At 36.8% G+C, this 24438-nt stretch carries 22 protein-coding genes; 9 read left to right on the plus strand and 13 right to left on the minus strand.

Features of this window, described 5'->3' with window-relative positions; translation table 11 throughout:
- Positions 1-173 precede the first annotated feature (173 nt).
- The 8 genes from PXC01_RS09280 to PXC01_RS09315 form a co-directional block, all read right to left on the minus strand.
- Positions 174-398: a DUF2795 domain-containing protein gene (locus PXC01_RS09280; RefSeq protein ID WP_027064442.1), complete on the minus strand. Its 225-nt coding sequence runs from the start codon at positions 396-398 to the stop codon at positions 174-176.
- A 130-nt stretch (positions 399-528) separates the two neighbouring features.
- The gene (locus PXC01_RS09285) at positions 529-1107 is read right to left on the minus strand and encodes a cob(I)yrinic acid a,c-diamide adenosyltransferase (RefSeq protein WP_276472003.1); all 579 of its coding nucleotides are present in this window, start codon (positions 1105-1107) and stop codon (positions 529-531) included.
- Between the two features lie 73 nt (positions 1108-1180).
- A complete protein-coding gene (locus PXC01_RS09290) occupies positions 1181-1330 on the minus strand; it encodes a hypothetical protein (RefSeq protein ID WP_276472004.1) in 150 nt (49 codons plus the stop codon).
- 30 nt (positions 1331-1360) lie between these two features.
- Entirely contained in the window at positions 1361-1798 is a 438-nt protein-coding gene (locus tag PXC01_RS09295; RefSeq protein ID WP_276472005.1) for a hypothetical protein, read from the minus strand.
- 193 nt (positions 1799-1991) lie between these two features.
- Complete coding sequence (locus PXC01_RS09300; protein WP_276472006.1) at positions 1992-2252, minus strand: hypothetical protein; 261 nt, start codon at positions 2250-2252, stop codon at positions 1992-1994.
- 154 nt (positions 2253-2406) lie between these two features.
- Positions 2407-4278 carry an ABC-F family ATP-binding cassette domain-containing protein gene (locus PXC01_RS09305; RefSeq protein WP_276472007.1) on the minus strand — a complete coding sequence of 624 codons (1872 nt, stop codon included), beginning with the start codon at positions 4276-4278 and terminating at the stop codon, positions 2407-2409.
- Between the two features lie 18 nt (positions 4279-4296).
- A complete protein-coding gene (locus PXC01_RS09310) occupies positions 4297-5481 on the minus strand; it encodes a lipoprotein N-acyltransferase Lnb domain-containing protein (RefSeq protein ID WP_276472008.1) in 1185 nt (394 codons plus the stop codon).
- 168 nt (positions 5482-5649) lie between these two features.
- A complete protein-coding gene (locus tag PXC01_RS09315) occupies positions 5650-9102 on the minus strand; it encodes a pyruvate carboxylase (RefSeq protein ID WP_276472009.1) in 3453 nt (1150 codons plus the stop codon).
- A gap of 395 nt (positions 9103-9497) precedes the next feature.
- On the opposite strand from PXC01_RS09315, the gene PXC01_RS09320 reads away from it, so the two are divergent.
- The 5 genes from PXC01_RS09320 to PXC01_RS09340 are packed head-to-tail and all read left to right on the plus strand — an operon-like array spanning position 9498 to position 15040.
- Positions 9498-10235 carry a CDP-alcohol phosphatidyltransferase family protein gene (locus PXC01_RS09320; RefSeq protein WP_276472010.1) on the plus strand — a complete coding sequence of 246 codons (738 nt, stop codon included), beginning with the start codon at positions 9498-9500 and terminating at the stop codon, positions 10233-10235.
- A 25-nt stretch (positions 10236-10260) separates the two neighbouring features.
- Positions 10261-10776 carry a DinB family protein gene (locus tag PXC01_RS09325; RefSeq protein WP_276472011.1) on the plus strand — a complete coding sequence of 172 codons (516 nt, stop codon included), beginning with the start codon at positions 10261-10263 and terminating at the stop codon, positions 10774-10776.
- Positions 10777-10802: 26 nt separating this feature from the next.
- Positions 10803-11864, plus strand: coding sequence for a flavin monoamine oxidase family protein (locus PXC01_RS09330; protein WP_276472012.1), 1062 nt, complete (start codon positions 10803-10805; stop codon positions 11862-11864).
- A 10-nt stretch (positions 11865-11874) separates the two neighbouring features.
- Complete coding sequence (locus PXC01_RS09335; protein ID WP_276472013.1) at positions 11875-12819, plus strand: tRNA dihydrouridine synthase; 945 nt, start codon at positions 11875-11877, stop codon at positions 12817-12819.
- A 40-nt stretch (positions 12820-12859) separates the two neighbouring features.
- Entirely contained in the window at positions 12860-15040 is a 2181-nt protein-coding gene (locus PXC01_RS09340; protein ID WP_276472014.1) for a B12-binding domain-containing radical SAM protein, read from the plus strand.
- A gap of 51 nt (positions 15041-15091) precedes the next feature.
- Here PXC01_RS09340 and PXC01_RS09345 read toward each other — a convergent pair whose 3' ends face one another.
- On the minus strand, positions 15092-16789 hold the full coding sequence (locus PXC01_RS09345) for an alkaline phosphatase D family protein (protein WP_276472015.1): 1698 nt from the start codon (positions 16787-16789) through the stop codon (positions 15092-15094).
- 165 nt (positions 16790-16954) lie between these two features.
- On the opposite strand from PXC01_RS09345, the gene PXC01_RS09350 reads away from it, so the two are divergent.
- The 3 genes from PXC01_RS09350 to PXC01_RS09360 are packed head-to-tail and all read left to right on the plus strand — an operon-like array spanning position 16955 to position 19072.
- Positions 16955-17434: a GyrI-like domain-containing protein gene (locus tag PXC01_RS09350; RefSeq protein WP_276472016.1), complete on the plus strand. Its 480-nt coding sequence runs from the start codon at positions 16955-16957 to the stop codon at positions 17432-17434.
- Positions 17431-18705 (plus strand): MFS transporter, encoded by a 1275-nt coding sequence (locus PXC01_RS09355; protein ID WP_276472017.1) that lies wholly within the window; start codon positions 17431-17433, stop codon positions 18703-18705. Before PXC01_RS09350 ends, PXC01_RS09355 begins: the two co-directional genes overlap by 4 nt.
- Positions 18677-19072 (plus strand): DUF4345 domain-containing protein, encoded by a 396-nt coding sequence (locus PXC01_RS09360; RefSeq protein WP_276472018.1) that lies wholly within the window; start codon positions 18677-18679, stop codon positions 19070-19072. Before PXC01_RS09355 ends, PXC01_RS09360 begins: the two co-directional genes overlap by 29 nt.
- 10 nt (positions 19073-19082) lie before the next feature.
- Here PXC01_RS09360 and lptB read toward each other — a convergent pair whose 3' ends face one another.
- Genes lptB through PXC01_RS09380 form a run of 4 tightly spaced genes read right to left on the minus strand, consistent with a single transcriptional unit; the run spans position 19083 to position 22046 of the window.
- Entirely contained in the window at positions 19083-19823 is a 741-nt protein-coding gene (gene lptB, locus PXC01_RS09365; RefSeq protein ID WP_068486398.1) for an LPS export ABC transporter ATP-binding protein, read from the minus strand.
- Positions 19824-19874: 51 nt separating this feature from the next.
- Positions 19875-20225, minus strand: a complete 351-nt coding sequence (locus tag PXC01_RS09370) for a carboxymuconolactone decarboxylase family protein (protein ID WP_058103463.1) — start codon at positions 20223-20225, stop codon at positions 19875-19877.
- Entirely contained in the window at positions 20209-21069 is an 861-nt protein-coding gene (gene tatC / locus PXC01_RS09375; RefSeq protein ID WP_276472019.1) for a twin-arginine translocase subunit TatC, read from the minus strand. The genes PXC01_RS09370 and tatC overlap by 17 nt, the downstream gene beginning before the upstream one ends.
- The gene (locus PXC01_RS09380) at positions 21069-22046 is read right to left on the minus strand and encodes a KpsF/GutQ family sugar-phosphate isomerase (protein ID WP_276472020.1); all 978 of its coding nucleotides are present in this window, start codon (positions 22044-22046) and stop codon (positions 21069-21071) included. Before PXC01_RS09380 ends, tatC begins: the two co-directional genes overlap by 1 nt.
- A 173-nt stretch (positions 22047-22219) precedes the next feature.
- Here PXC01_RS09380 and recQ point away from each other — a divergent pair, with 173 nt between their 5' ends.
- Positions 22220-24430 carry a DNA helicase RecQ gene (gene recQ / locus PXC01_RS09385; protein ID WP_276472021.1) on the plus strand — a complete coding sequence of 737 codons (2211 nt, stop codon included), beginning with the start codon at positions 22220-22222 and terminating at the stop codon, positions 24428-24430.
- The last annotated feature ends 8 nt before the right edge of the window (positions 24431-24438 follow it).

Below are 24438 nucleotides of genomic sequence, written 5' to 3' on the forward strand. Positions count from 1 at the left end.
TCTATCAGGTACTATCATAAGAATAGCTTTCAAATATTTTATTATCGATGCTCATAAAGAGCAAAAGGTATTCCAGTCTTGATTTTTAGACCAATTTACCTAAGAACCTGTCAAAATTACATAAAAAAAAAGCCTCCGAAGAGACTTTTTTGTAGATATTATAATATCGAATATTAATATTCGTCCTCGTTCCAGAGGTAATCTTCTTCCGTTGGATAGTCGGGCCAGATCTCTTCGATAGATTCATATATTTCGCCACCTTCTTCTTCCATAGATTGTAAATTTTCTACAACTTCAAGAGGGGCTCCAGTTCTGATGGAGTAGTCTATTAACTCATCTTTACTTGCCGGCCAAGGTGCATCACTTAAATAAGATGCTAATTCTAATGTCCAATACATAGTAATTTTTTGATTTTAATTTTTTGCAAAAGTAATTTTTAAATTTAAACAGCAAAATAAATAGTAATAAAATTCAGTTTATCAATATCTTTTTTCGCATTTATTAATTGATAACGAATAAATTACGGATTTATTGGTCCTTTTTTTTAGGAACCCATTTTATTTCATTTGCTTGTAAATCATATGACAATTTTCGTGCCAATACAAAGAGATAATCTGAAAGTCTATTAAGAAAAGATAACACATTTTTATCAAACGGTTCGTTTTCGTGTAATAATGTTGAAATGCGTTCCGCCCTGCGACAGATGGTACGGGCAATATGACAGTATGACACTGTGGTATGGCCACCCGGAAGAATAAAATGGGTCATTTGTGGTAGTTGTGTGTCCATGGTATCAATAGCATTTTCCAAAAAATTAATTTCATTGGTGCCTACTTTGGTTATTTTTAAACGCTCAGTACCATTTTTAAGCATTTTTTTTTCAGGATTTGTTGCCAAAATTGCACCAACGGTAAATAGATGTTCTTGTATGGCAATTAGCTGATGCTGGTAAATAGGGTCAATATCCTGATCTCTTATGAGTCCTATCCAAGAATTTAGCTCATCTACCGTACCGTAACTGTCAATACGTATATGATGTTTTGGTACGCGTGTGCCACCAAATAGTCCGGTAGTTCCGTCATCACCTGTTTTAGTATATATTTTCATTTAGATCGGGTTTAGGAAAGAAGTAAGGTTAAAACTAAGGTTAACATAAATGTCCAAAATAGTAACGCGGCTTTTATTTTTTGTCATCCTTGTTTTTTCTTTCATAATCTCCCATGAATTTTCTGGATTTTCGGTCTTTTGATTTTCCTTTACTGGTAATACGTATGGCCAAGTAGATAGCGAAAACGATACCAAGGGTTATATAGATGGAATTACTGCTCATTAAGATTTGCTTTAGTCTAAAATTACTGGTTTAAATCCGTATTTTAAAATGTTCCTTTACTTGCTCTTTTCTAAAGAACACCGCTCCACAATAAAACATGTCTATTGTAACGGTCACGTTATTATTGGTTTTAAGCCTTTCCCAACTATCATGATTTTTTTTGTTCTTATGTATGCCGTCTAAAAGAAGCATACTGTCATTAGGTAATTTGCTCAAGTCTAAATTGATTCCTTTTAGGTCATTGATGGTTGCTATTAAAATATCTGCATTGTTCTCTACAAAAGTTATATGCGAACATTTTTTTTTTATAATTTCTTTGGATGTCCTATAGTCGCCTACCAGAAAAATTGACTTGTACTTGAAGTAGTTTATACTCTTTACACTAACTTTTAATGTTGTAGCAAGCTTTAATCCTGTCTTTTGATAAAGACATTTAGTAATGTAATCATACACAAATGGTGAATGCACTCCGTGCTGATTTTTAGAAGTAAGAAGAAATTTAATGTAAGATATAAAATGAAACACTGATTACCTTTTCAATTTTTTGTCAAAAATAAAGATTGTCGTTAAACTAAGTTTAATTTTTGAATTTGTATTTAAAAAGTAGGTAATGGTAAGAATTTGGATAGGTGTAAGAGAGGGGACGAAAAAGGATTTTTAATTAGGATAGTTTGGCATCATTTAGTTTTGTGATGAATTCTAAAGCCCTAATTGCTCTATGGTTTTTGTGCTTGTGTAATCTTGCAACTTCAATCGTATTTTCAGTTTCCATAGTTGCTACATTAATATCGTTGATTTCAATTGTATGAACCAATTCTATTTGTGCAGTTTCAATTTCCAAAGAAACATTCTCATTGTTAGCCTGTGCTTGAGCGAAGAAACATGTAAAGAAAAGAGCGGTTAAAAGAACAATTGATTTCATAATGTTTGTTTTACACTGCTAAAGTACAGGCAAGCACAAACATATTTTGCCGCTCGTCGTTGGGCATCATTTAACTGTAGACGAACGGTAAAAAACATTCGTTTGCAATTTTAGAAATTTTTAAAAAGGCTGGGTATGTACGTAATAAAGGAGGTTAACCTTCCATTAGTGCGGAAAGCTCAAACCAGCGTTCTGTTTTGGTATCTATGGTATCCGTTACTTCTTTCAATTCAATGGATAGATTTTTAATGTCCTCACCGCTTAAAGTACTATCTGTAAATTTTTCTTGTAACGTTACTTTTTTTGACTCAAGTTTCTGAATCTCACGCTCTAGTTTTTTATACTCTTGTTGCTCTGCATAAGATATTTTGGGAGATGCCTCTGCTTCTTTCCAATTTGTTTTATTGGTAGGTTGAGATTCTTTTTGCTCTCTTTTTTCTAAAATCTGACTGTCTTCATAGGTACGATAGTCAGAATAGTTGCCAGGAAAATCTTCCACTACGGCATCGCCCCTAAATACAAACAAGTGGTCTACGATCTTGTCCATAAAGTAACGGTCGTGAGAAACTACCATTAAACAGCCTTGAAAATCCATTAAGAAACTTTCCAGTACGTTTAGTGTTACAATATCCAAATCATTGGTAGGCTCATCTAAAATTAGAAAATTAGGGTTTTGTATCAATACCGTGCATAAGTACAAGCGCTTACGCTCGCCACCACTTAGTTTATCTACAAAATCATATTGCTTTTTTCTATCAAATAGAAAGCGTTCCAGTAACTGCTGTGCAGATATCTGCCTACCTTTCATTAGCGGAATATAATCACCAAATTCCCTAATGACGTCAATTACTTTCTGGCCTACTTTTATCTCAATTCCTTTTTGTGTGTAGTAACCAAACTTTATGGTTTCACCTACAATGACTTTTCCGCTATCGGGTTGTTCGCGCCCACTTAGAATATTTAAAAATGTAGATTTTCCAGTACCGTTTTTACCTATAATACCAATACGTTCTCCTTTTTGAAAAACATATTCAAATTTGTCCAAAATTGGTTTGTTAGGGAAAGATTTAGAAATCTTATGAAGCTCAAGAATTTTACTTCCCATACGCTCCATGTTCAATTCTAACTGAACTTGGTGATCTTTTCTACGTTGGCTTGCTTTATCTTTAATAATGGCAAAATCATCTATTCTGGATTTAGATTTTGTTGTACGGGCCTTTGGTTGCCTGCGCATCCAATCTAATTCTTTCTTAAATAGCAATTCTGTTTTATGCTGCTCTACCGCTTCCTGTTCAATACGGGCTTCTTTTTTTTCTAAGTAGTAAGAATAATTTCCTTTATACGGATAAAGCTTACCGTTCTCTAGTTCTATAATTTCATTACAGACACGTTCTAAAAAGTAACGGTCATGAGTTACCATGAACAAAGTCATGTTCTCTTTGGCAAAAAACTCTTCTAGCCACTCTATCATTTCCAGATCCAGGTGGTTGGTAGGTTCGTCCAAAACCAAAAGGTCTGGTTTGTTGATCAAGGCATTGGCCAAAGCCAATCTTTTTTTCTGCCCGCCCGATAATTTACCCACCTTGGCATTAAGATCGTCCAGCTTTAGTTTTGATAGAATCTGCTTATACTGAGTTTCAAAATCCCAAGCTTCAAAACGGTCCATTGCTTCAAAAGCTTTTTGATATGCATCGGCATCTTCAGGGTTTTGAAGTGCCTTTTCATAATTTTTAATGACTTCAAGCACTTCGTTGTCAGAAGCAAAAATGGTTTCCTCAATACTCAAATTTGGGTCCATGTTAGGTTCCTGAGCAAGAAAGGATACACGGGTAGATTTACGATAGTTTACTTGACCGCTATCTGGGCTGTCAGCTCCTGAAAGAATATTAAGTATAGATGTTTTTCCTGTACCGTTTTTAGCGATCAAGGCTATTTTTTGGTCTTTATTGATACCAAAGGATAGATTCTCAAAAAGCACATGTTCGCCATAGGATTTTGATATGTTTTCAACGGTAAGTAAATTCATAAAAGGGTAGCTATAGGTTTATTTTTTGGCTAATTGTTTACGCTTAAAATAATAGATAAGATAAGTGTATCTAATTGCCAACGCCAGTAAAACAATGATTAATAAAACGGAAAACACTTGAATTTTAAACATCCACAGTATGCAAGTGATACCTAGTATTATGGTTAAAAATATAATGTAAGTGAGCATCCAAGACGGAATCTGCTTTTTGACCATTATAAAGGCGATTACTATATTCGGGGCAAATGCCCAAAGGGAATTAAAATTTGCTTTAGTAGCTAAGTGATCAGTTGCAAACCATAAGAATAATATAAGTACACCTGCTAACCCGGTAACTGCAAAAAGCCCAAAGTCTAACCATTTATTTCTACGTAAATTTTTGAAATCGTTATATGTAACATAACAAATTAATAGTAGTACTACACTAAGCCAAAATAACGGAGTTAGAAATAGTAGAGACCTGTCTTCTTGTTCTGGTATGTCTAGTAATACTGTCTCTTTTCTAACTATCGGTTTACCATCTAAAGTGGTATGTTTCATTTGTTCATACACATAAATAGGTAAGAATAAATGCTCGTATGGTGATGCTTCTCTGTCTATTACAGAGCCTAAAGCTAGATCAATACCAAAATTTGACCAGGAATTAGGATTCAGTTTTAACCGAATTAATTCTCTAAACGTTAATTGCTCTTTTAAATGACTATAATCAAATTTGAAGGTGTTGCCCAAAGTTTTTTCAAATACCATAGGTATTCTTGTGGCGCAATTATCAAACAAAAAGTCATATTTGTATTTTTTGTTTTCCGGTAACAAGTTATGTTCCAAGAAAGATACAATAGCGCTTCTTTGCTCCAGATCAACATCTAATACTTGCTCCCTTATCCAACGTTTTTCTTGTTGGTAAGAGTATTCAAAATACTTGAACGGAATTCTAGAAATGGTATAGGATAGTTTACCGCGGGTGAAATTTAAATAGAAATTAGGGTCCTCAAAATCATAGGTGCCGTAGCCGTAAACTTCATCTATGCCCAACGTGGGGTCTTGTAGACGAATGGCACTATGTCCAAATTTAGCCGCTAATTCTTCGCCTGTTCCAACTGTTAACAAGCTGATCTTTGATAAAGGAGATAGTTCTGCATTTTGAGCGTGACCCAAAAATGCAGAACATAAGAATACTACAAGAAATGTGATTTTTCTGAACATATCTTTACTAGTTCATAGCAACTGCAAAGATGCGAATAATAACAGACTTGAAGCAGATTGGTTTTTTTAATTTTTTGTGAAAGATTTTATAAGTTGAACTACCCGCTATAAAACTAAAGCCACCTGTAATAGGTGGCTTTAAGAAATTTTACTGAAAAAGATTATGCTTTATGAAATGGTTACGACCAAATCATCTTGCTTTACCATACTGCCTTCTTTTAGGCTTATTGATTGTACCTTACCAGATTTAAATGCGGTAACAGTAGTTTCCATTTTCATGGCTTCAATTACGAATAAAGGGTCGTTTTCTTTTACTTCTTGACCTTTTTTTACCAATACTTTGTACAAGGAGCCTTGTAACGGTGCACCAATTTGATCATCGTTTGCCGGATCTATCTTTTCGTTTTCTTCAATTTTAAGATTTAAAGAGGTGTCTAAAACATCTACAAATCTGTTTTCACCGTTTACTTGAAAAAACACGGTTCTCATACCTAACTCGTTTGGTATACCTACAGAAAGTAGCCTTACAATTACCGTTTTGCCCGGTTCTAATTCAATTAAAGTTTCTTCACGAAGCTTCATACCGTAGAAGAAATGCTTTGTTTGTACCAGCGCTAAATTACCATACAGCTTATAGTTTTCATGTGCTTTTTCAAACACTTTTGGGTATAAGGTGTACGAAAGAAAATCTTCCATTTCAATAGCTCTTGTAAAGCCTTTTTGGAATTTCTTTTTGAAGGCTTTGAATTCCTTGTCAAAATCTGTTGGCGCCAAATGGGCATTTGGTCTGTTCGTGTATGGCTTTTTGTTTTTAAGAATAATCTTTTGAAGCTTTTTAGGGAATCCGCCAACAGGCTGACCCAAATCTCCCATAAAGAAACTAATCACAGAATCTGGGAAAGATATTTCCTCTCCACGTGTCATAACATCTTCTGTAGTAAGTTCATTGGTTACCATGAAAATTGCCATGTCGCCAACAACTTTTGAACTCGGCGTTACTTTGATCAGGTTTCCAAAAAGTTTATTGACATCAGCATACATTTTCTTTACTTCATCAAACCTATCACCTAATCCTAATGCTGTTGCTTGCGGACGTAAGTTTGAGTATTGGCCACCTGGAATTTCATGACCGTATACTTCTGCAGTACCAGATTTTAGTCCAGATTCAAACGGGTAATACAACTCTCTTGTATCTTCCCAATAGTTAGAAAACTGGTTCAGCTTCGGCATATCGAATTCATGAGCCCTTGGCTGACCCTTCATCATTTCAACTACCGAATTAAAGTTGGGCTGTGATGTCAATCCAGAGAGGCCGCCCAAGGCAACATCCACAACATCTACACCTGCCTCAATTGCTTTTAAGTACGTTGTTGTCTGTAACGAAGAAGTATCGTGCGTATGTAGATGAATAGGCACGTTTACAGTGTCTTTTAACGCGGTTACCAATTCAGTAGCGGCATAGGGTTTTAAAAGACCCGCCATATCCTTGATGGCGATCATATGCGCACCGGCATTTTCCAGGTCTTTTGCCAGCTGTGTGTAATATTTTAGGTTGTACTTGGTTTCGTTGACATCTAGAATATCTCCCGTATAGCTCAATGCGGCCTCGGCAATACCACCGGTTTTATTACGAACATAATTAATACTTGGCTCCATGGCCTTTACCCAATTGAGCGAATCGAATATTCGGAAAATATCAACTCCATTTTCCCAAGATTTCTCTACGAATTTTTCAATAAGGTTGTCCGGGTATGCCTTGTAACCCACGCCGTTTGATCCTCTAAGTAGCATTTGAAACAAAATATTGGGTACAGCTTTGCGTAGCTCTCTTAATCGTGTCCACGGACTCTCATGCAAGAATCGCATACTAACATCAAAAGTTGCACCGCCCCAAACTTCCATACTAAAGGTGTTAGGATGGTTCTTGGCATAACTCTCTGCAACGCGCAACATGTCATACGTACGCATTCTAGTTGCCAATAGTGATTGATGCGCATCGCGCATAGTGGTATCCGTATAATGAATTTTCTTTTCATCAATTAACCAAGCACAAAATTTTTCGGGACCCATTTCGGTCAGCATATCTTTTGTTCCCTTTGGATGCGCTTCTAACGGATTGAATTTTGGAACCTTTGCGTTTCTAAAGACCTTGTTCTCATCTATATACTTTACATCAGAATTACCGTTTACAATAACTTCCGCCAAAAAGTTCACCACCTTTGAGGTTCTATCTTGTGATAGTTTAATGTCGAATAGGGCAGGGGTGTTCTGTATAAAATTAACAGTTACCTTACCTTCTTTGAATGTAGGATGCTGTATTACATTCTGAAGGAAATGAATGTTGGTCTCTACGCCTCTAATCCTAAATTCTTTTAACGCACGAACCATTTTACGGGTAGCACCGTCAAGTGTTCTGCCGTGCGAGGAAACTTTCACCAGCATGGAATCAAAAAACGGACTCACTTGATACCCTTGGTAAATACTACCGGCATCTAAACGAATTCCCATACCAGAGGCACTGCGGTACGTGGTTACCGTACCATAATCTGGGGTAAAATTGTTGCTTGGATCTTCGGTGGTCAATCTACACTGTAAAGCAAAGCCATAAGTGGCAATGGTTTCTTGACCGTATATTTTAATTTGCTGACTATCTAGTTTATAATTGCCGGCAACGAAAATTTGTGTTTTTACCAGGTCTATACCGGTTACCATTTCTGTAACGGTATGTTCTACCTGTATTCTTGGATTCACCTCAATAAAATAGATATTGTCATTGGGGTCTACCAAAAACTCTACGGTTCCAATATTGTTATAGTTAACTTCTTTGGCAATGTCAACGGCATATTTATAAAGGTTTTGTTTTACTTCTTCGCTAACGTTATGGGATGGTGCGATCTCTACCACTTTTTGGTGACGTCGTTGCACGGAACAATCGCGTTCATGTAAGTGGCGAATATTACCATGGTTATCTGCTACGATCTGTACCTCTATATGTTTAGGGTCTTCTACATATTTCTCAAGAAACATAGTGTCATCGCCAAAAGCATTTAGTGCTTCGTTTCTGGCAGAATCAAAATTCATTTCTAGATCTTCATCTTTTCTAATAATGCGCATACCACGACCGCCACCACCAGATGCGGCCTTAAGCATAACAGGGTAGCCAATTGTAGCGGCTTCTGACAAAGCAATTTTTAAAGAAGTCAATTTCTTTTTATTACTCTCAATGATAGGAACGTTACATTTTACGGCAACTTTCTTGGCGGTAATCTTATCGCCCAAGGCATCCATCACTTTTGGGTCAGGACCTATAAAGATGATGTCATTGGCAGCACATTGTCTTGCAAATTCAGAGTTTTCAGAAAGGAATCCGTAGCCTGGGTGTATGGCATCTACATTTTTAGCCTTTGCCAATGCTATAATTTGAGGAATGTCCAAGTAAGGTTTTAATGGCTGATTATCTTCACCAATTTGGTAAGATTCATCGGCTTTGTTACGGTGTTGAGAATAGCGATCTTCATAAGTGTAAATGGCAACTGTCTTAATGTTCAGCTCGGTACAGGCACGTAGTACTCTGATTGCAATTTCACTTCTGTTGGCTACTAAAACCTTTTTAATTTTCATTTTAGGGTAATGTATTTAATGGTTAGTGTATAAGATTGATTGTTATAAAACTGTATTTTTTTATTGAAATTGTTACACAGGTCATAATTTAATTCTAATATCTCAACTAAACAATACTATGCATGCATAATATTTTTCATATCGCAATTATTTTGTGATATGTTGTTGTAAAAGTTAGGCCTTATTTTCATGCGATGGTCGTAAATAATAGAAAAACACATGTTTAACCTGCTGTTCTAACTATTATTAGATGTCATTGAATTAAAGAATGCCACTATTGCAACAGTATTTTTAAGGCGATAATCTTTAGCACCATTTAATTATATTATTTTAGTGCAAATATTGTTAAAGGGGCATGTATTTAATGTCCTGTTTTTGACATTAGGTGAAGTATTATGAAAAGACATATTCCAAATTTTATTACTCTTTTAAACGTTTTCTGCGGCTGTGTGGCATCGGTTTTTGCCGTTTTGAATAAATTGGAAATTGCCGCAATTTTTGTGGCTCTGGGTATATTCTTCGATTTTTTTGACGGATTGGCAGCACGTGTTCTCGATGTAAAAAGTGAATTAGGCCTTCAGTTAGATTCTTTGGCCGATATGATCACAAGTGGTTTAGTACCGGGTATTGTAATGTTTCAGTTGTTGGCAATGTCTCAGACAAGTGGTTGGGGAGATGGTTCTCATTTTTTTCTAGAAAGTGGTACCATTACATTTCAGCATTTATTACCTTTTTTCGGATTTGTAATTACAATGGCTTCAGGTTATAGATTGGCTAAGTTCAATATTGATGAAAACCAGACCTCTTCCTTTATAGGTTTGCCTACTCCGGCCAATGCTTTGTTAATTCTTTCGTTGCCGCTTATATTAATGTATCAGAATAATGAATTCTTAAACGGTATTATTCTCAATCAATGGTTCTTAATAATTTTGACATTGGTAAGCGCCTATTTGTTGAATGCCAATTTACCGCTGTTCGCATTAAAATTTAAGAATACCAGTTTTATGGATAATGCCATGCGTTATATTTTTTTAATTATTAGCCTGGTGCTTATTGTAACCATGAAGTTTATGGCCATCCCTTTAATTATTATATTCTATGTAGTAAGTTCAGTAATACAAGAGAGACTTTAATACTGTACATTTAGGAAAGATAATTATGGAGAATGAAGAATATGAGTTTTGGTTAAGTGGACCAATTGAAGGTGTGCCAGATTTATTACAGCCTGCCGCACATGCACTTTTACAATCAGAACGAGAGTTAAAGAAGTATACTGCTGATTTTCCTAAAGAATTATTATGGGCTAAAACGGCAGGTAGGGCTTCCGTAGGTTTTCATATGAACCATGTGACGGGCGTATTAGATCGCATGTTGACCTACGCTAAAGGTGAATCGTTATCAGATGAACAATTTACTTTTTTGAAACAAGAAGGTACTTTTAATCTGAATACAGAGGTAATCCATTTGCAAGAGCAATTTTCTGCTAAAGTAGAAGAGGCTATTGGGTATTTTAAAACCGTTCCAGAAAATTCACTTACCGAAGATAGAACTGTTGGTAGAAAAAAATTACCGACAACCGTTATAGGTTTATTGTTTCATGCTGCAGAGCATAGCCAAAGACATATTGGTCAGTTATTGGTTACTGTAAGCATATTACAAGTTGATATTTCATAAACTTTTAAATTCCATTTTTTATCAGCATGAATAAAACGATAGTAATTATCGGCGCAGGATTATCTGGTTTGTTAACTGCGTACCGTCTACAAGAGCTTGGTTTTAATGTAAAGGTATTAGAAGCTAGAAGCCGTATTGGAGGAAGAATACATACCGTGGAATCCAATAAAACCAAAGTTGAAATGGGGGCCACCTGGTTTAATGACAGCCATTATCATTTATTGGATATTATAGAAGAGTTCAAGGTTCCCTATTTTGAACAATTCATGACCGGTATATCTTATTTTCAAACATTTTCAAATGTGCCACCTCAAGAAATTGCTGTCCCTAGCGATAGCCCAAGTTATCGTTTTAAAAATGGTACGGTAGATTTAATAAATGCAATTTTCTCTAAACTTGCGCCTGAAACGGTTTTGTTGAACGAAAAAGTAGATAAGGTTATTTTTGAGGAAGATAAGGCCAAAGTGGTAACGAAATCTCATTCGTTGGTAACCGATGTAGTTATTTCAACATTGCCCCCTGCCGTTTTAATTGATCAAATTGATTTTTCTCCGTCATTGCCAAATGAGTTGCTAGCCGTTGCAGAACATACGCATACATGGATGCAAGATTCCATTAAAGTTGCGTTGACCTATAAAAAGCCATTTTGGAGAGCGCAGGGAAAATCGGGCACTATATTTAGTAATGTTGGTCCTTTGACTGAGTTTTATGATCAGTCTAATGTAGATACCAAGTCATTTGCCCTTGTTGGTTTTGCATCGGGTAGTTGTGCCCGTTTTACCAAAGAACAACGTATAGAAAAAATTGAAGCGCAATTAAAAATGGTTTTTGGTGATGATGCTTTACACTATGAGGCGTATCATGAAACGGCTTGGTATAATGAACAATTTACAAAATCGGACATGCAGGCAGACCATTTGTTTCCACATCAAAATGGAGGTCACGCTGTATTTTCTACACCTCTAAATGGTAATAAATTGTTTATTTCTGGTGCAGAAACTTCAAAACATCACTCAGGTTACATGGAAGGCGCTATTTTTGCAGCTGAATCTGTTGTGGCAAAACTCAAGAAACTGCACAACAAGTAGCCAATTTTAAATGTCAGTCACCTTACTATCTTCACCTTTACAAGGCTTTACCGATTTTAGATTCCGAAATGCGTTTCATAAATATTTTGGAGGTATAGATACTTTTTATGCACCATACATTAGACTGAACGGTAAAATGGTGATTAAAAATTCGTATCAGAAAGATTTACAGCCAGATAATAACACTACGCTAGAGGTAATACCGCAGGTAATGACGGGCGATGCCGATGAGTTTTTATTTGTGATTAAGTATATTCAAAGTTTAGGTTACAGGGAACTCAACTGGAACTTAGGTTGCCCTTACCCAATGGTAACAAAGCAAGGTATGGGAAGCGGACTCATTTGTAATCCTGAGAAAATTGACCATATTTTAAAACGTGCGCATGAAGAAACAGATGTAGTGGTTTCCATGAAAATGAGAATGGGCTATGAGCACGCAGAAGAAATTTTAGATGTTTTTCCAATTCTAGATAAGTATCCGTTAAAAAATATTGCCATTCATGCGCGTATTGGAAAGCAGCTGTATAAAGGCGGTGTAGATTTAGATGCTTTTCAGAAATGTATAAACGGTACCAAACACAAACTCTACTATAATGGAGATATTACCACTGTAGCCAAGTTTAACGAAATGAAAGAGCGCTTTCCTAGCATAGACCATTTTATGATGGGCAGAGGGCTGATCGCCGACCCATTTCTACCTAGTATGATCAAGAATAATACCACCGAATACCCAAAAGACCGTTGGAAGATTTTTTCAGAATTTCACGATACGATTTATCAGCAATATGATGAGGCTTTATCAGGACCAACACCTATAAAAATGAAAATGAGGGGCTTTTGGGAGTATTTTGCACTGTCTACTTCTAATCCGCATAAAGCTTTTAAAAAAATAAAAAAAGCTAACAATCCTAGGGCATATCAACAAGCGGTGCGTGAGATATTAAATAATGCGTAGCGTAACCATTATCTTTGCTACCTTGTTCTAAAAATCGCTAGTGAAAGACCTTCTTTTAATAACACCGCCCTTTACTCAATTAAACACTCCGTATCCGGCAACGGCATACATAAAGGGTTTTTTGAACACAAAGGATATTTCTTCTTACCAGTCAGATTTAGGGATTGAGGTTATTTTATCACTCTTCAATGAAAATACATTTCGGCAGCTGTTTGCAATGGCTTATGAGGCAGATGCTATTGTAACTGAGAATACCCAAAGGATATATGCACTTCGTCATGAATATTTTAAAACCTTAGATGCGGTTATTCTTTTTCTACAAGGTAAAAATGATACTTTGGCAAGGCAGTTATGTACGGATAGTTTTTTGCCAAAAGCCTCTAGATTTCAACAATTGGATGATTTGGAATGGGCATTTGGGAATATGGGTATGCAAGATAAAGCCAAGCATTTGGCAACTCTGTATCTGGAGGATCTTTCAGATTTTATAGTAGAATGTATAGATCCAAATTTTGGCTTTAGTAGATATGCAGAAAGGCTTGGGCGCAGCGCCAATTCTTTTGATGAGCTATATGATCACTTGAATAAAAAGCCAACCTTTATTGATGAATTAACGCTCAATATATTAAAAAAGCAATTAGAGGAACACACACCCAAATTGGTTTGTTTTTCGGTACCCTTTCCAGGGAATTTATATAGCGCCTTTCGTTGTGCACAATTTATAAAGGCTAATTATCCTGATGTGAAAATTGCCATGGGTGGCGGATTTCCAAATACAGAATTGCGCAGCCTTACCGATGTTCGGGTGTTTGAATTCTTTGATTTTATAACCTTGGATGATGGTGAACTTCCGTTAGAATTGGTGCATCAATATATAGTTCATGGAGAAGGGGAGTTAAAGCGTGCTTTTGTCTTAGAGGGTGGTAAAGTTGCTTATAAGAATGATAGTTTAAGGCAAGATTATAAGCAGCAAGATGTGGGAACACCAGATTATGCTGATCTGCAATTAGAGAATTATATTTCGGTCATTGAAATTGCCAATCCAATGCATAGTCTGTGGAGCGATGGTCGTTGGAACAAGCTTACCATGGCTCACGGTTGTTATTGGGGTAAATGTACCTTTTGCGATATTTCTTTAGATTATATTAAAATCTACGAGCCGGTTGCCGCAAGTATGTTGGTAGATCGCGTAGAAACTTTAATAGCCCAAACTGGTGAATCTGGTTTTCACTTTGTTGATGAAGCGGCACCACCTTCGTTAATGAAGGCTTTTGCCTTAGAGGTGTTAAAACGAAATTTGACCATTACTTGGTGGACGAACATTCGTTTTGAAAAGAATTTTACCCAAGATTTATGTTATCTATTAAAAGCATCGGGCTGTATTGCGATCTCTGGTGGTTTGGAAGTTGCATCTGACCGACTTTTAAAACTGATAGATAAAGGCGTAACGGTAGCGCAAGTAGCACAGGTTACTAGAAATTTCACCGAAGCGAACATCATGGTGCATTCGTATTTAATGTACGGCTACCCAACGCAGACCGTTCAAGAAACGATAGATAGTTTAGAAATGGTAAGGCAGTTATTTGAGTTGGGAATTATACAATCTGGCTTTTGGCATCAATTTGCATTAACGGCGCACAGTCCGGTTGGTTTAGATCCTGAAGAATATGGGGTAATGCCAAATTTAAAAGATATCAGCTTTGCGAACAACGATATAGATTTTAAGGATAAAACTGGTATAGATCACGGTATATTCAGCTTCGGGTTAAAGAAATCGCTTTTTAATTTTATGCACGGTATCGGTTTTGACATGAGCTTACAAGAATGGTTCGATTTTAATATTCCGCAGTCTACCATATCACCTGATTATATTTATGATTGTCTGCAACAAGAAGTGGTCTTAAAAACAAAACCTACCGCTAAGATTGTTTTTATAGGGCAAATGCCACTCGTGCAAGAACAGGTGAAAAAGAAAAAAGGTAGGTCATGGGAGCAATTACAGTTATATTTCCATTCTACCACAGATGTATACGAAATTACGGTCGATAAAGAACAGGGTGAGTGGCTTTTGGATAATTTAGAGAAAATAAGTCCAGCTAATACACCAATTACTTTTGCCCAATTAAAGAAAGATTTTGAAATACAATTTGAGGATTTTGAATTGTTCTGGTATTCTAAGCCTATACTGGGGTTACAGGAACACGGGCTTTTGGTATTATAAAAAAAAGCCACAATGAATAACAAAGTGGCTTTTTTACTCATAAAAGTTAAATTACGAATAGCTATACGTATAGCCTACCTCCGTATTATAGGACGTTGATAAAAGAGTGTCTACAAAAATCCATTCAGAAGTTACCTCGGTAGTAGTGAAAGTGGTCATCATAAATCCTCTTCTAGAAGCATCAAAGTAATTTAGGTTGTCTATTAAGGTTGTCATTGCTTCTTGAAAACCTGCAATTAATTCTGGGGTGAGGTTTGCTCCCAGGTAAGTTTCAAAACCAGGTGAGCTAACGGAAGATGTTGCCAATTCAATACCTACTTCAGAACCATCTGCAGCAATCAGTGTATTTTGCCAAGCGTTGTGGGTATCACCGGCAAGTGTAACAATTTTTTTGCCGTTCAACGCTCCGTATATGATTTCACGGTCCACTGGGTAGCCGTCCCAAGCATCTAAGTTATATGGAATAACAGATGTTACCCTTGCTATTTCTTCCGGTGTCAATGTTGGGTCGTTATTAAGATGCCTAAGTTTTATGGTCACTAGTTCTGTAAGGATAGTGGCAAAATTGGGTGAGCCAAAGGCGGTAAGTAACTCAGCTGGCACGTTCATTTTACCCATAAGCACTTGTTGCCCCAGTACCTGCCATTTTGCAGAACTGTTGCCGATTTCTGATATGACCCAATCTCTTTGTTCCGTACCTAAAATAGAGCGGTTGGGGTCTGATAATGCTGTTTGGAATGCAACAGCGTCAAAACCGGTTGCAGTAAAATAATCTGTGATGCTTAATTGTTTGTCCCTGCCAATTAAACGAGTATCCATCAACACCAGATTCACTAGGTTTCCAATATTTACAGATCTGTAGATAAGGCTATTATCATCTGCAGAAATTCTTGAGAATGGTAAAAACTCGCTGTACGCTTGTAAGGCATTTTGCTTTCTTACCTCAAAACTACCTTCGGTAGCTTCATCATGGTTTTCAGCACCTTCTTTATAGGTGTCATTGGCAATTTCGTGATCGTCCCAAACACAGATAAAAGGCTTTTTTTGGTGCGCCAATTGTAAGGATGTATCCGATCTATATTGTTTGTAGCGGGTGCGGTAGTCATCCAATGAAATAATCTCTCCCTCTGGTTCATGAGAACGATTTAAAAATGCATTTTCTGCTGTTGAGCCATATCCTCCGGCACCATACTCATAAAAGTAGTCTCCTAAATGAACAATGATATCTGCATCGGAATTTGCCATTGCATCGTACGCATTGAACAAACCTGCTTGGTAGTTAGAACATGAACAAACGGCTAACTTGGCTTGCGTGGCATCGGTTGGTAGGGTAATGGTTTCACCAACCACGGAAATGGATTTATCAGAGGTACTTATAAATCTATAATATAATTTTTGATCAGCTTCTAGCTCGGTCAATTCAATGGCCAGAGTATTGTCCCTAGAGGTTTCAGTTGTTATTTTTCCAGTTCTCAATATGCTACTAAAATCGGTTTGTGTAGAGACTTCCCAGATAATTTCAACATTTGCCGTAGTATAACGTGTCCATATGATTACACCAGAATCACTTGGGTCAAAACTGGCAACCCCGTAACTAAAGTTTTGTACCGTTAATTGAGATTCGTCATATTCAACTTGTACATTGTCATCTTCGCTACAGCTTATAATGTTTGGGGCTAAAATTATTCCCCCAGAAGCCATTAAGGTTTTTTGAATAAAATTTCTTCTGGTGTTTTTCGTCTTTTTCATCTGGTAAATTAGTTTCCTCAAAATTGTTTTAATTCCGATCAATCTATGTTAGTTGAACTTTATGTTTGTGTTATTGAAACTATCGGTAACAATAATGACCTAAGGTCAGTTGGTTTTATAACTGTTCTATATGAATTTCTTAAGTTTGGAGAATAGCTTAGAAATATGACACCTAAAATCATTACCCTGAAAGAAAAAAAGTTGATAGGATTATCTGCTGAAATGAGTTTGTTAGATAATAAAACCCCTCAACTTTGGAAAACGTTTAGGCAACGTAGTAAAGAAGTGGATCATAGGGCGTCTGAAGATTTTATATCACTGCAACAATATCCTAGCCATTATTTTGAAGAATTTAGCGCTGGTAGCGAATTTGTAAAGTGGGCTTGTGTTGAGGTTGATGAAGTGGATAGTATTCCCGAAGGCATGAACATGTTACTATTGGAAACTGGCTTATATGCTGTATTTCATTATACAGGCAGTGCACAAAACGCACCTACTTTCTTTCAATATATTTATGGGGAATGGATTCCTAACTCAGAATATCAATTAGATGGTCGCCCACATTTTGAAGTGCTTGGAGCAAAATATAAAAACAACGATCCCAACTCAGAAGAAGAAGTTTGGATTCCTATAAAAGCAAAATGAAACAACCTGAAAAAGCACCCTGGTACTATCTCTTATTATTGATATTGGCTGGGGAAAGTGTCTTTATTTTGCCGTTTGTGCTACAACGTGTTTTTAGACCTACTGTTTTAAAGGTTTTTAAACTCGATAATGTTTCTTTAGGTCTGTGCTTTTCGGTATACGGTTTTGTAGCGTTGGTCTCATATGTGCTTGGTGGTCCGTTAGCAGATAAATATCAACCAAGAAAGTTAATAGCCATAGCACTTTGGATGACTGCAATGGGCGGTTTGGTATTCGCTACTTTTCCTAATTATGCTACATTACAGGTTCTTTACGGATTTTGGGGCTTTACTACCATATTTCTCTTTTGGTCTCCCATGATAAAAGCTACCCGTGTTTGGGGCGGTATAAATTCTCAAGGCAGGGCATTCGGGTTTTTAGATGGTGGTAGGGGCTTGGTAGGGGCCTTGTTCGGTACACTTGGGGTAGTGGTATTTTCTTATTTTATGACGACGGATTTGGAAGTCGCTAGTTTGGAAGAGAGCCGTTTTGCTTTTAGATATGTTATTTTAACTTCTGCAGGTATTGTAGCCGTAGTGGGTGTTTTGGTATGGTTGTTCATGAGATTACCTGCAGATCAGGAAAAAGAAATTGTCATTGATCGTATTACAGTTTCGCAGATTAAAGAGGTGCTGTGGTTGCCATCGGTTCAATTGTTAATGGTTATTATTTTATGTGCCTATGTTGGCTACAAGATTACGGATGTTTTTTCGCTATATGCTAAAGATGTAATGTTGCTTAATGAAGTTGCCTCAGCAGAAGTTGGCACTGTTTTGTTGTTTGCAAGACCGGTAGTAGGGGTGTTGATCGGTATTGTTGCAGACAGGTCTAGACCTAGTCTGTTTTTGTTCATAGGTTTTGTAATAGCCTTCATTGGTTCTTTGGTTTTTGCTTTGGGAGTAGTTGAAAATGTTTCTTATGTTATGTTCATATTTTCGATTATGACAGTAGCGCTTGGTGTTTATGCCATACGTTCATTGTATTTCGCGATTATGCAAAGTGGTAGAATCCCTTTGGTTTTAACGGGTACCGCTGTGGGTATTATTTCATTGGTAGGCTATACCCCCGATATTTTTGCCGGACCCGCAATGGGGTACTTATTAGATGCATCACCGGGTTTAAAAGGACATCAACATGTATTTTGGATGTTGGCTGTATTTTCTTTTGTGGGCGGATTGGCGGCTTTTAGATATTTGCAACTTTATGGTAAACGGCTTTATGGTAATTCCTAAAAATCTTAATCTTTTACTTTCAGCGGTAATCGTCATTATTGCAGGTTTGGTGTATGGCGCCTATCCTACTTTTGTTATGCCAGAACTTTTGGGTTTTCAGGTGGTAGATTTAGAATTGAAGAACATGTTGCGTGCGGTAATGGGAATTTATATGGGAGTTGGCCTATATTGGTTATTTGGTGCTTTAAATCCTAAATTTTGGTATGGGGCAACGGTCTGCAATGTGCTTTTTATGGGAGGAATATCATTTGGTAGAATAGTAAGTACACTGTTTGACGGTGTATCGCCTTTGTTTACTCCCGCATTAGTATTAGAACTGCTGTTCTTTGGCTGGGGATTATATAACCTTAAAAAGTATAAGGAATAGTACTTGTTTTTTAAAAATCAAGCTTCTTCTTACGTAGCTCAAAATTCTGCCCCAGATATACTTTACGTACCATTTCATCTGCAGCCAAATCTTCTGGAATACCGGATTTTAAAATTCCTCCTTCGAACATTAGGTAAGAACGTTCTGTAATAGCAAGTGTTTCCTGTACGTTATGATCGGTAATAAGTATACCGATATTTTTGTTCTTTAGTTGCGCTACAATACGTTGTATGTCTTCTACGGCCACGGGATCTACTCCTGCAAAAGGCTCATCAAGAAGAATAAACTTTGGATCGGTAGCCAACGCTCTTGCAATCTCAGTTCTTCTTCGCTCACCACCGGATAATAAATCGCCACGACTTTTACGAATATGTCCCAATCCAAATTCTTCTATGAGCGATTCCATTTTCATGTGCTGCTCTTTCTTGCTTAATTTGGTTAGTTGTAGTACACTTAGAATGTTCTTTTCTATACTTAGTTTTCTAAACACCGATGCTTCTTGTGCCAAGTACCCAATACCGTTCTGTGCTCTTTTATACATGGGGAATTTGGTGATTTCCATGTCGTCTAAATAGATACTTCCGCCATTAGGTTTTATAAGGCCAACAATCATGTAAAAGGATGTGGTTTTACCCGCACCGTTTGGTCCAAGTAGTCCTACGATCTCTCCTTGGTTTACCTCAAGGGAAATTCCTTTAACCACCCTACGGCCTCTGTAGGATTTCATAATATTGTCGGCACGTAACTTCATGTTTTCAAATCTATTGGTTATTGGTCTGCTAGAAAAGTAATTAGGGATTTTTTAACCTTCTTGGTTTTCTAATTCTTCCCAGTATTCATAAGCTCTTCTTAAGTGTGGTATAACAATAGTACCGCCTACCAAAGTAGCTATACTTAAAGTTTCCATGACCTCTTCTTTAGATACGCCTTCGTTGTATGAACTTTCTAAATGATATTTTACACAATCATCGCATCGTAACACCGTAGACGCCACAAGACCTAATAACTCTTTGGTTTTCACATCTAAGGCACCAGCGGCAAAAGCATTGGTATCTAAATTGAATATACGTTTTACTATTTTATTATTATCGGCCAATAACTTATCGTTCATTTTAGAACGATACGCGTTAAATTCTTCAATTTGATTTGACATTTCTATTTGCTTTTTTTTCTTTTTCAGCTTTTTTTCTTTCTTTTCTCAATACCATAGCAGAAATATAGATACTTACTTGATATAAGATCAATACCGGTATGGCCACTATAATTTGGCTGGCAACATCTGGCGGAGTTATTACGGCAGATAAGATCAATACGACCACCAATGCTATTTTTCTATATTTTCTCATTATTTCTGGGGTTACCAGGCCAATTTTGGTCAAAAAGAAAATAATGATAGGTAGTTCAAATAAAACACCACAGGCAATTACAGACGCTCTAACGGTAGATATGTAAGAGGCAAGGTCAAATTCATTGGTAACCTCTGAACTTACTTGGTAGGTGCCTAAAAAGTTAATGGATAACGGTGATACCACATAGTACCCGAACAATACACCTAGAAAAAATAAGAAAGATGCTATGAAAATAAAGCCTCTAGAATTTCTTCGTTCTTTTTCGTAAAGTCCCGGACTAATGAATTTCCACATTTCATAAAGAACATAAGGAAAGCCAATAATAAAACCTGCCCAGATCGATGTCCAAATATGTGCGGAAAATTGCCCGGACATTAATCTACTTTGTATGGTAAATGGTAGTTTATCGGCACAAAAAGCCGAGTCAAATCCAAAATATGTTGCGATATCACAAAATAATTTGTAGGTGGGGAAATCCATTTTTTTAGGTCCGAAAATAACCGTGTCAAAAATGAAATCTTTCATTAAAAAGGCAACACTACCAATAATGACAACTGCCAAAACTGATCGTATTAAATGCCATCTCAATTCTTCTAAATGGTCAAGAAACGACATTTCGTTTGGTGGCGTGGTAGCTTTGGAACTCATTATAAAATACCTTCGTTTATTAAATTATGTAAATGAATAACACCAACGTATGTGTCGTTATCCATGGCCAACAGTTGTGAGATACCCTTTTTCTGCATATGTTCTAAAGCTTTTATGGCCAATGTATTTGCAGCTATTGTTTTTGGGTTGGTGGTCATAATATCTTTGGCGGTCAATCCTTTTATATTATCATGCTTGTTTAGCATTCGCCTAATATCGCCATCGGTAACGATACCAACAACTTTTTCTCCGTTAAGTACGGCAGTGACCCCTAACATTTTTTTAGAAATTTCAACAATAACCTTTTTGACCTCTTCGTCTTGTTGTACGCTTGGCACTTGGTTTTTGCTCACAAGATCAGAAACTCTAAGATAAAGTCTTTTTCCCAATGATCCGCCAGGGTGATATTTTGCAAAGTCAGAACTGGTAAACCCTTTAATTTCCAGTAGAACAATGGCCAAGGCATCTCCCATAACCAATTGTGCGGTAGTACTTGTTGTAGGAGCCAAACCATTTGGGCAAGCCTCTTTTTCTACATGGGTATTTAAAATATAGTCTGCCTGCTTTGCTAAAAAAGAATCGGTATTACCGGTCATTGCAATTAATTTGTTTGTACCTCTTTTTATGAGCGGTACCAACATCTTGATTTCGGGCGTATTTCCACTGTTAGAAATGCAGATGACCACATCATTGTCCTGTACGGTTCCTAAGTCTCCATGAATGGCGTCGCCCGCATGCATAAATATTGCGGGAGTACCTGTAGAATTCAAGGTAGCTACAATTTTAGTGGCAATGATGGCACTCTTGCCAATACCAGAGATTATAACACGGCCTTTTGCCTGGATAATGCAGTTTACGATACTGGCAAAATCGTCTGTCAAAAGAGATGAAAGTTGTGCTATAGCATCACGCTCAGTTTCAATGGTTTTTTTCGCTAAGCCAATAATGGTGTCCGTTGCAATCAATCTATTATTCAAATTATGGATTGTATTCCTAAAAGAATGTATTATCTTTAAGATGACAAAATTAAACAAACTTAATTTTAAATGCCGATTATCGCATAATAATTTAGAAACGCCTAGCTTGGTAATTTGTAATTTTGTTCGCTTATAAAATTTTAAAGTAAGTAGTGTCCCCTTAAATGTAAAATGTGACAGACAGTAAAGAATTTGACAATATCGATTTACATTCCTCATTAAAAAAATATTTTGGGTTTTCTCAGTTTAAAGGACTTCAAGAAGAGGTAATTAAAAATGTTTTAAAGCAGAATAATACGTTTGTAATTATGCCAACTGGTGGTGGTAAATCTATGTGCTACCAATTACCTGCGTTAATGCAAGATGGTACCGCTATTATTGTATCTCCACTTATTGCCTTAATGAAGAATCAAGTAGATGCCATACGTGGTGTATCTTCTGAGAACGGAATAGCACATGTGCTTAACTCATCATTGAATAAAGGGGAAATAAAACAGGTAAAGCAAGATATCACCAATGGTGTAACCAAACTTTTATATGTTGCTCCTGAGTCATTGACAAAAGAAGAGAATGTAGAGTTTTTACGTTCGGTTACTATTTCTTTTGTTGCGGTAGACGAAGCGCACTGTATCTCTGAATGGGGTCATGATTTTAGACCTGAATATAGAAACCTAAAATCTATTGTTGAACGTTTGGGCGATAATATTCCTATTATAGGACTTACCGCTACGGCTACACCTAAAGTGCAGGAAGATATCATAAAGAATTTGGGAATTGGTGGAGCCACTTTGTTCAAGGCATCTTTCAATAGGCCCAATTTGTTTTATGAGGTACGTACCAAAACCGAGAATATTGAGGCGGATATCATCCGTTTTGTAAAACAAAATTCAGGCAAATCCGGTATTATATATTGTCTAAGCCGAAAAAAGGTAGAAGAATTGGCTCAGGTTTTACAGGTAAATGGAGTAAGTGCCGTGCCGTATCACGCCGGTTTTGATGCTAAGACCAGATCAAAATATCAAGATATGTTCTTGATGGAAGATGTAGACGTGGTTGTGGCCACTATTGCTTTTGGTATGGGTATAGACAAGCCAGATGTGCGTTTTGTTATACATCATGATATTCCTAAAAGTATAGAAAGTTATTACCAAGAAACGGGTAGGGCAGGCCGTGATGGTGGCGAAGGTCATTGTTTGGCATATTACTCATATAAGGATATAGAGAAGCTTGAGAAGTTCATGTCCGGTAAACCAGTGGCAGAACAAGAGATAGGAAATGCGCTGTTGCAAGAAGTTGTAGCCTATGCAGAAACCTCTATGTCCAGGCGTAAGTTTATGCTTCATTATTTTGGTGAGGAATTTGACGAGGTTAATGGTGAAGGGGCAGATATGGATGACAATACCCGAAACCCTAAAGAGAAAGAAGAAGCCAAGGACAACGTTGAAAAGTTGCTAAAGGTGGTGACCGGAACTAGTGAAAAGTTTAAGTCCAAAGAAATTGTAAATACCCTTAGAGGAAAGACCAATGCAATAATTTCATCTCATAAAACCAATGAAAAGGAGTTTTTTGGTATTGGTTCCGATAAGGATAAGAGTTATTGGATGGCACTTATTCGTCAAACTTTGGTTGCCGGTCTTCTTAGAAAAGAAATAGAACAATACGGCGTACTTCATGTAACCGATAGTGGTAAGGAGTTTTTAAAGAAGCCTTCATCGTTCATGATGACCAAAGATCATGTCTATAATGCGGAAAATGATAATGCTATTGTGGGTGCCGCTAAATCTGGAGGAATTGCAGATGAGAAATTGTTAAAGCAATTAAAGGATTTACGAAAGGCACAGGCCAAGAAAATAGGTGTACCCCCTTTTGTAGTCTTTCAAGATCCTTCATTAGAAGATATGGCATTAAAATACCCTATCTCGCATGAAGAGATGTTAAATGTTCATGGGGTAGGTGAGGGTAAGGCAAAAAAATACGGTAAACCCTTTGTTGCATTTATTAAAAATTACGTTGAGGAGAATGAAATAATTAGACCAGATGATCTTGTGGTTAAAAGTACGGGTGCCAACTCTGCTTTAAAGCTGTATGTAATACAGAATGTAGATAGGAAATTACCGTTGTCTGATATTGCATCTGCAAAAGGATTGGAAATACCTGATCTTATCAAAGAAATGGAACAAATAGTATACAGTGGTACAAAGTTGAATCTTAATTATTGGATCGATGAGATTTTAGATGAAGATCAACAAGAAGAAATACACGATTATTTTTTAGAGGCCGATAGTGATAACCTTGAAGACGCCATGACCGAATTTGATGGTGAGTACGAGGAAGAAGAATTACGTTTATACCGTCTAAAATTTATTAGTGAGGTAGCAAATTAACAGTTCTT

The organism is Maribacter huludaoensis, assembly GCF_029350945.1.
In the GTDB taxonomy this organism is placed as follows: Bacteria; Bacteroidota; Bacteroidia; order Flavobacteriales; family Flavobacteriaceae; genus Maribacter; species Maribacter huludaoensis.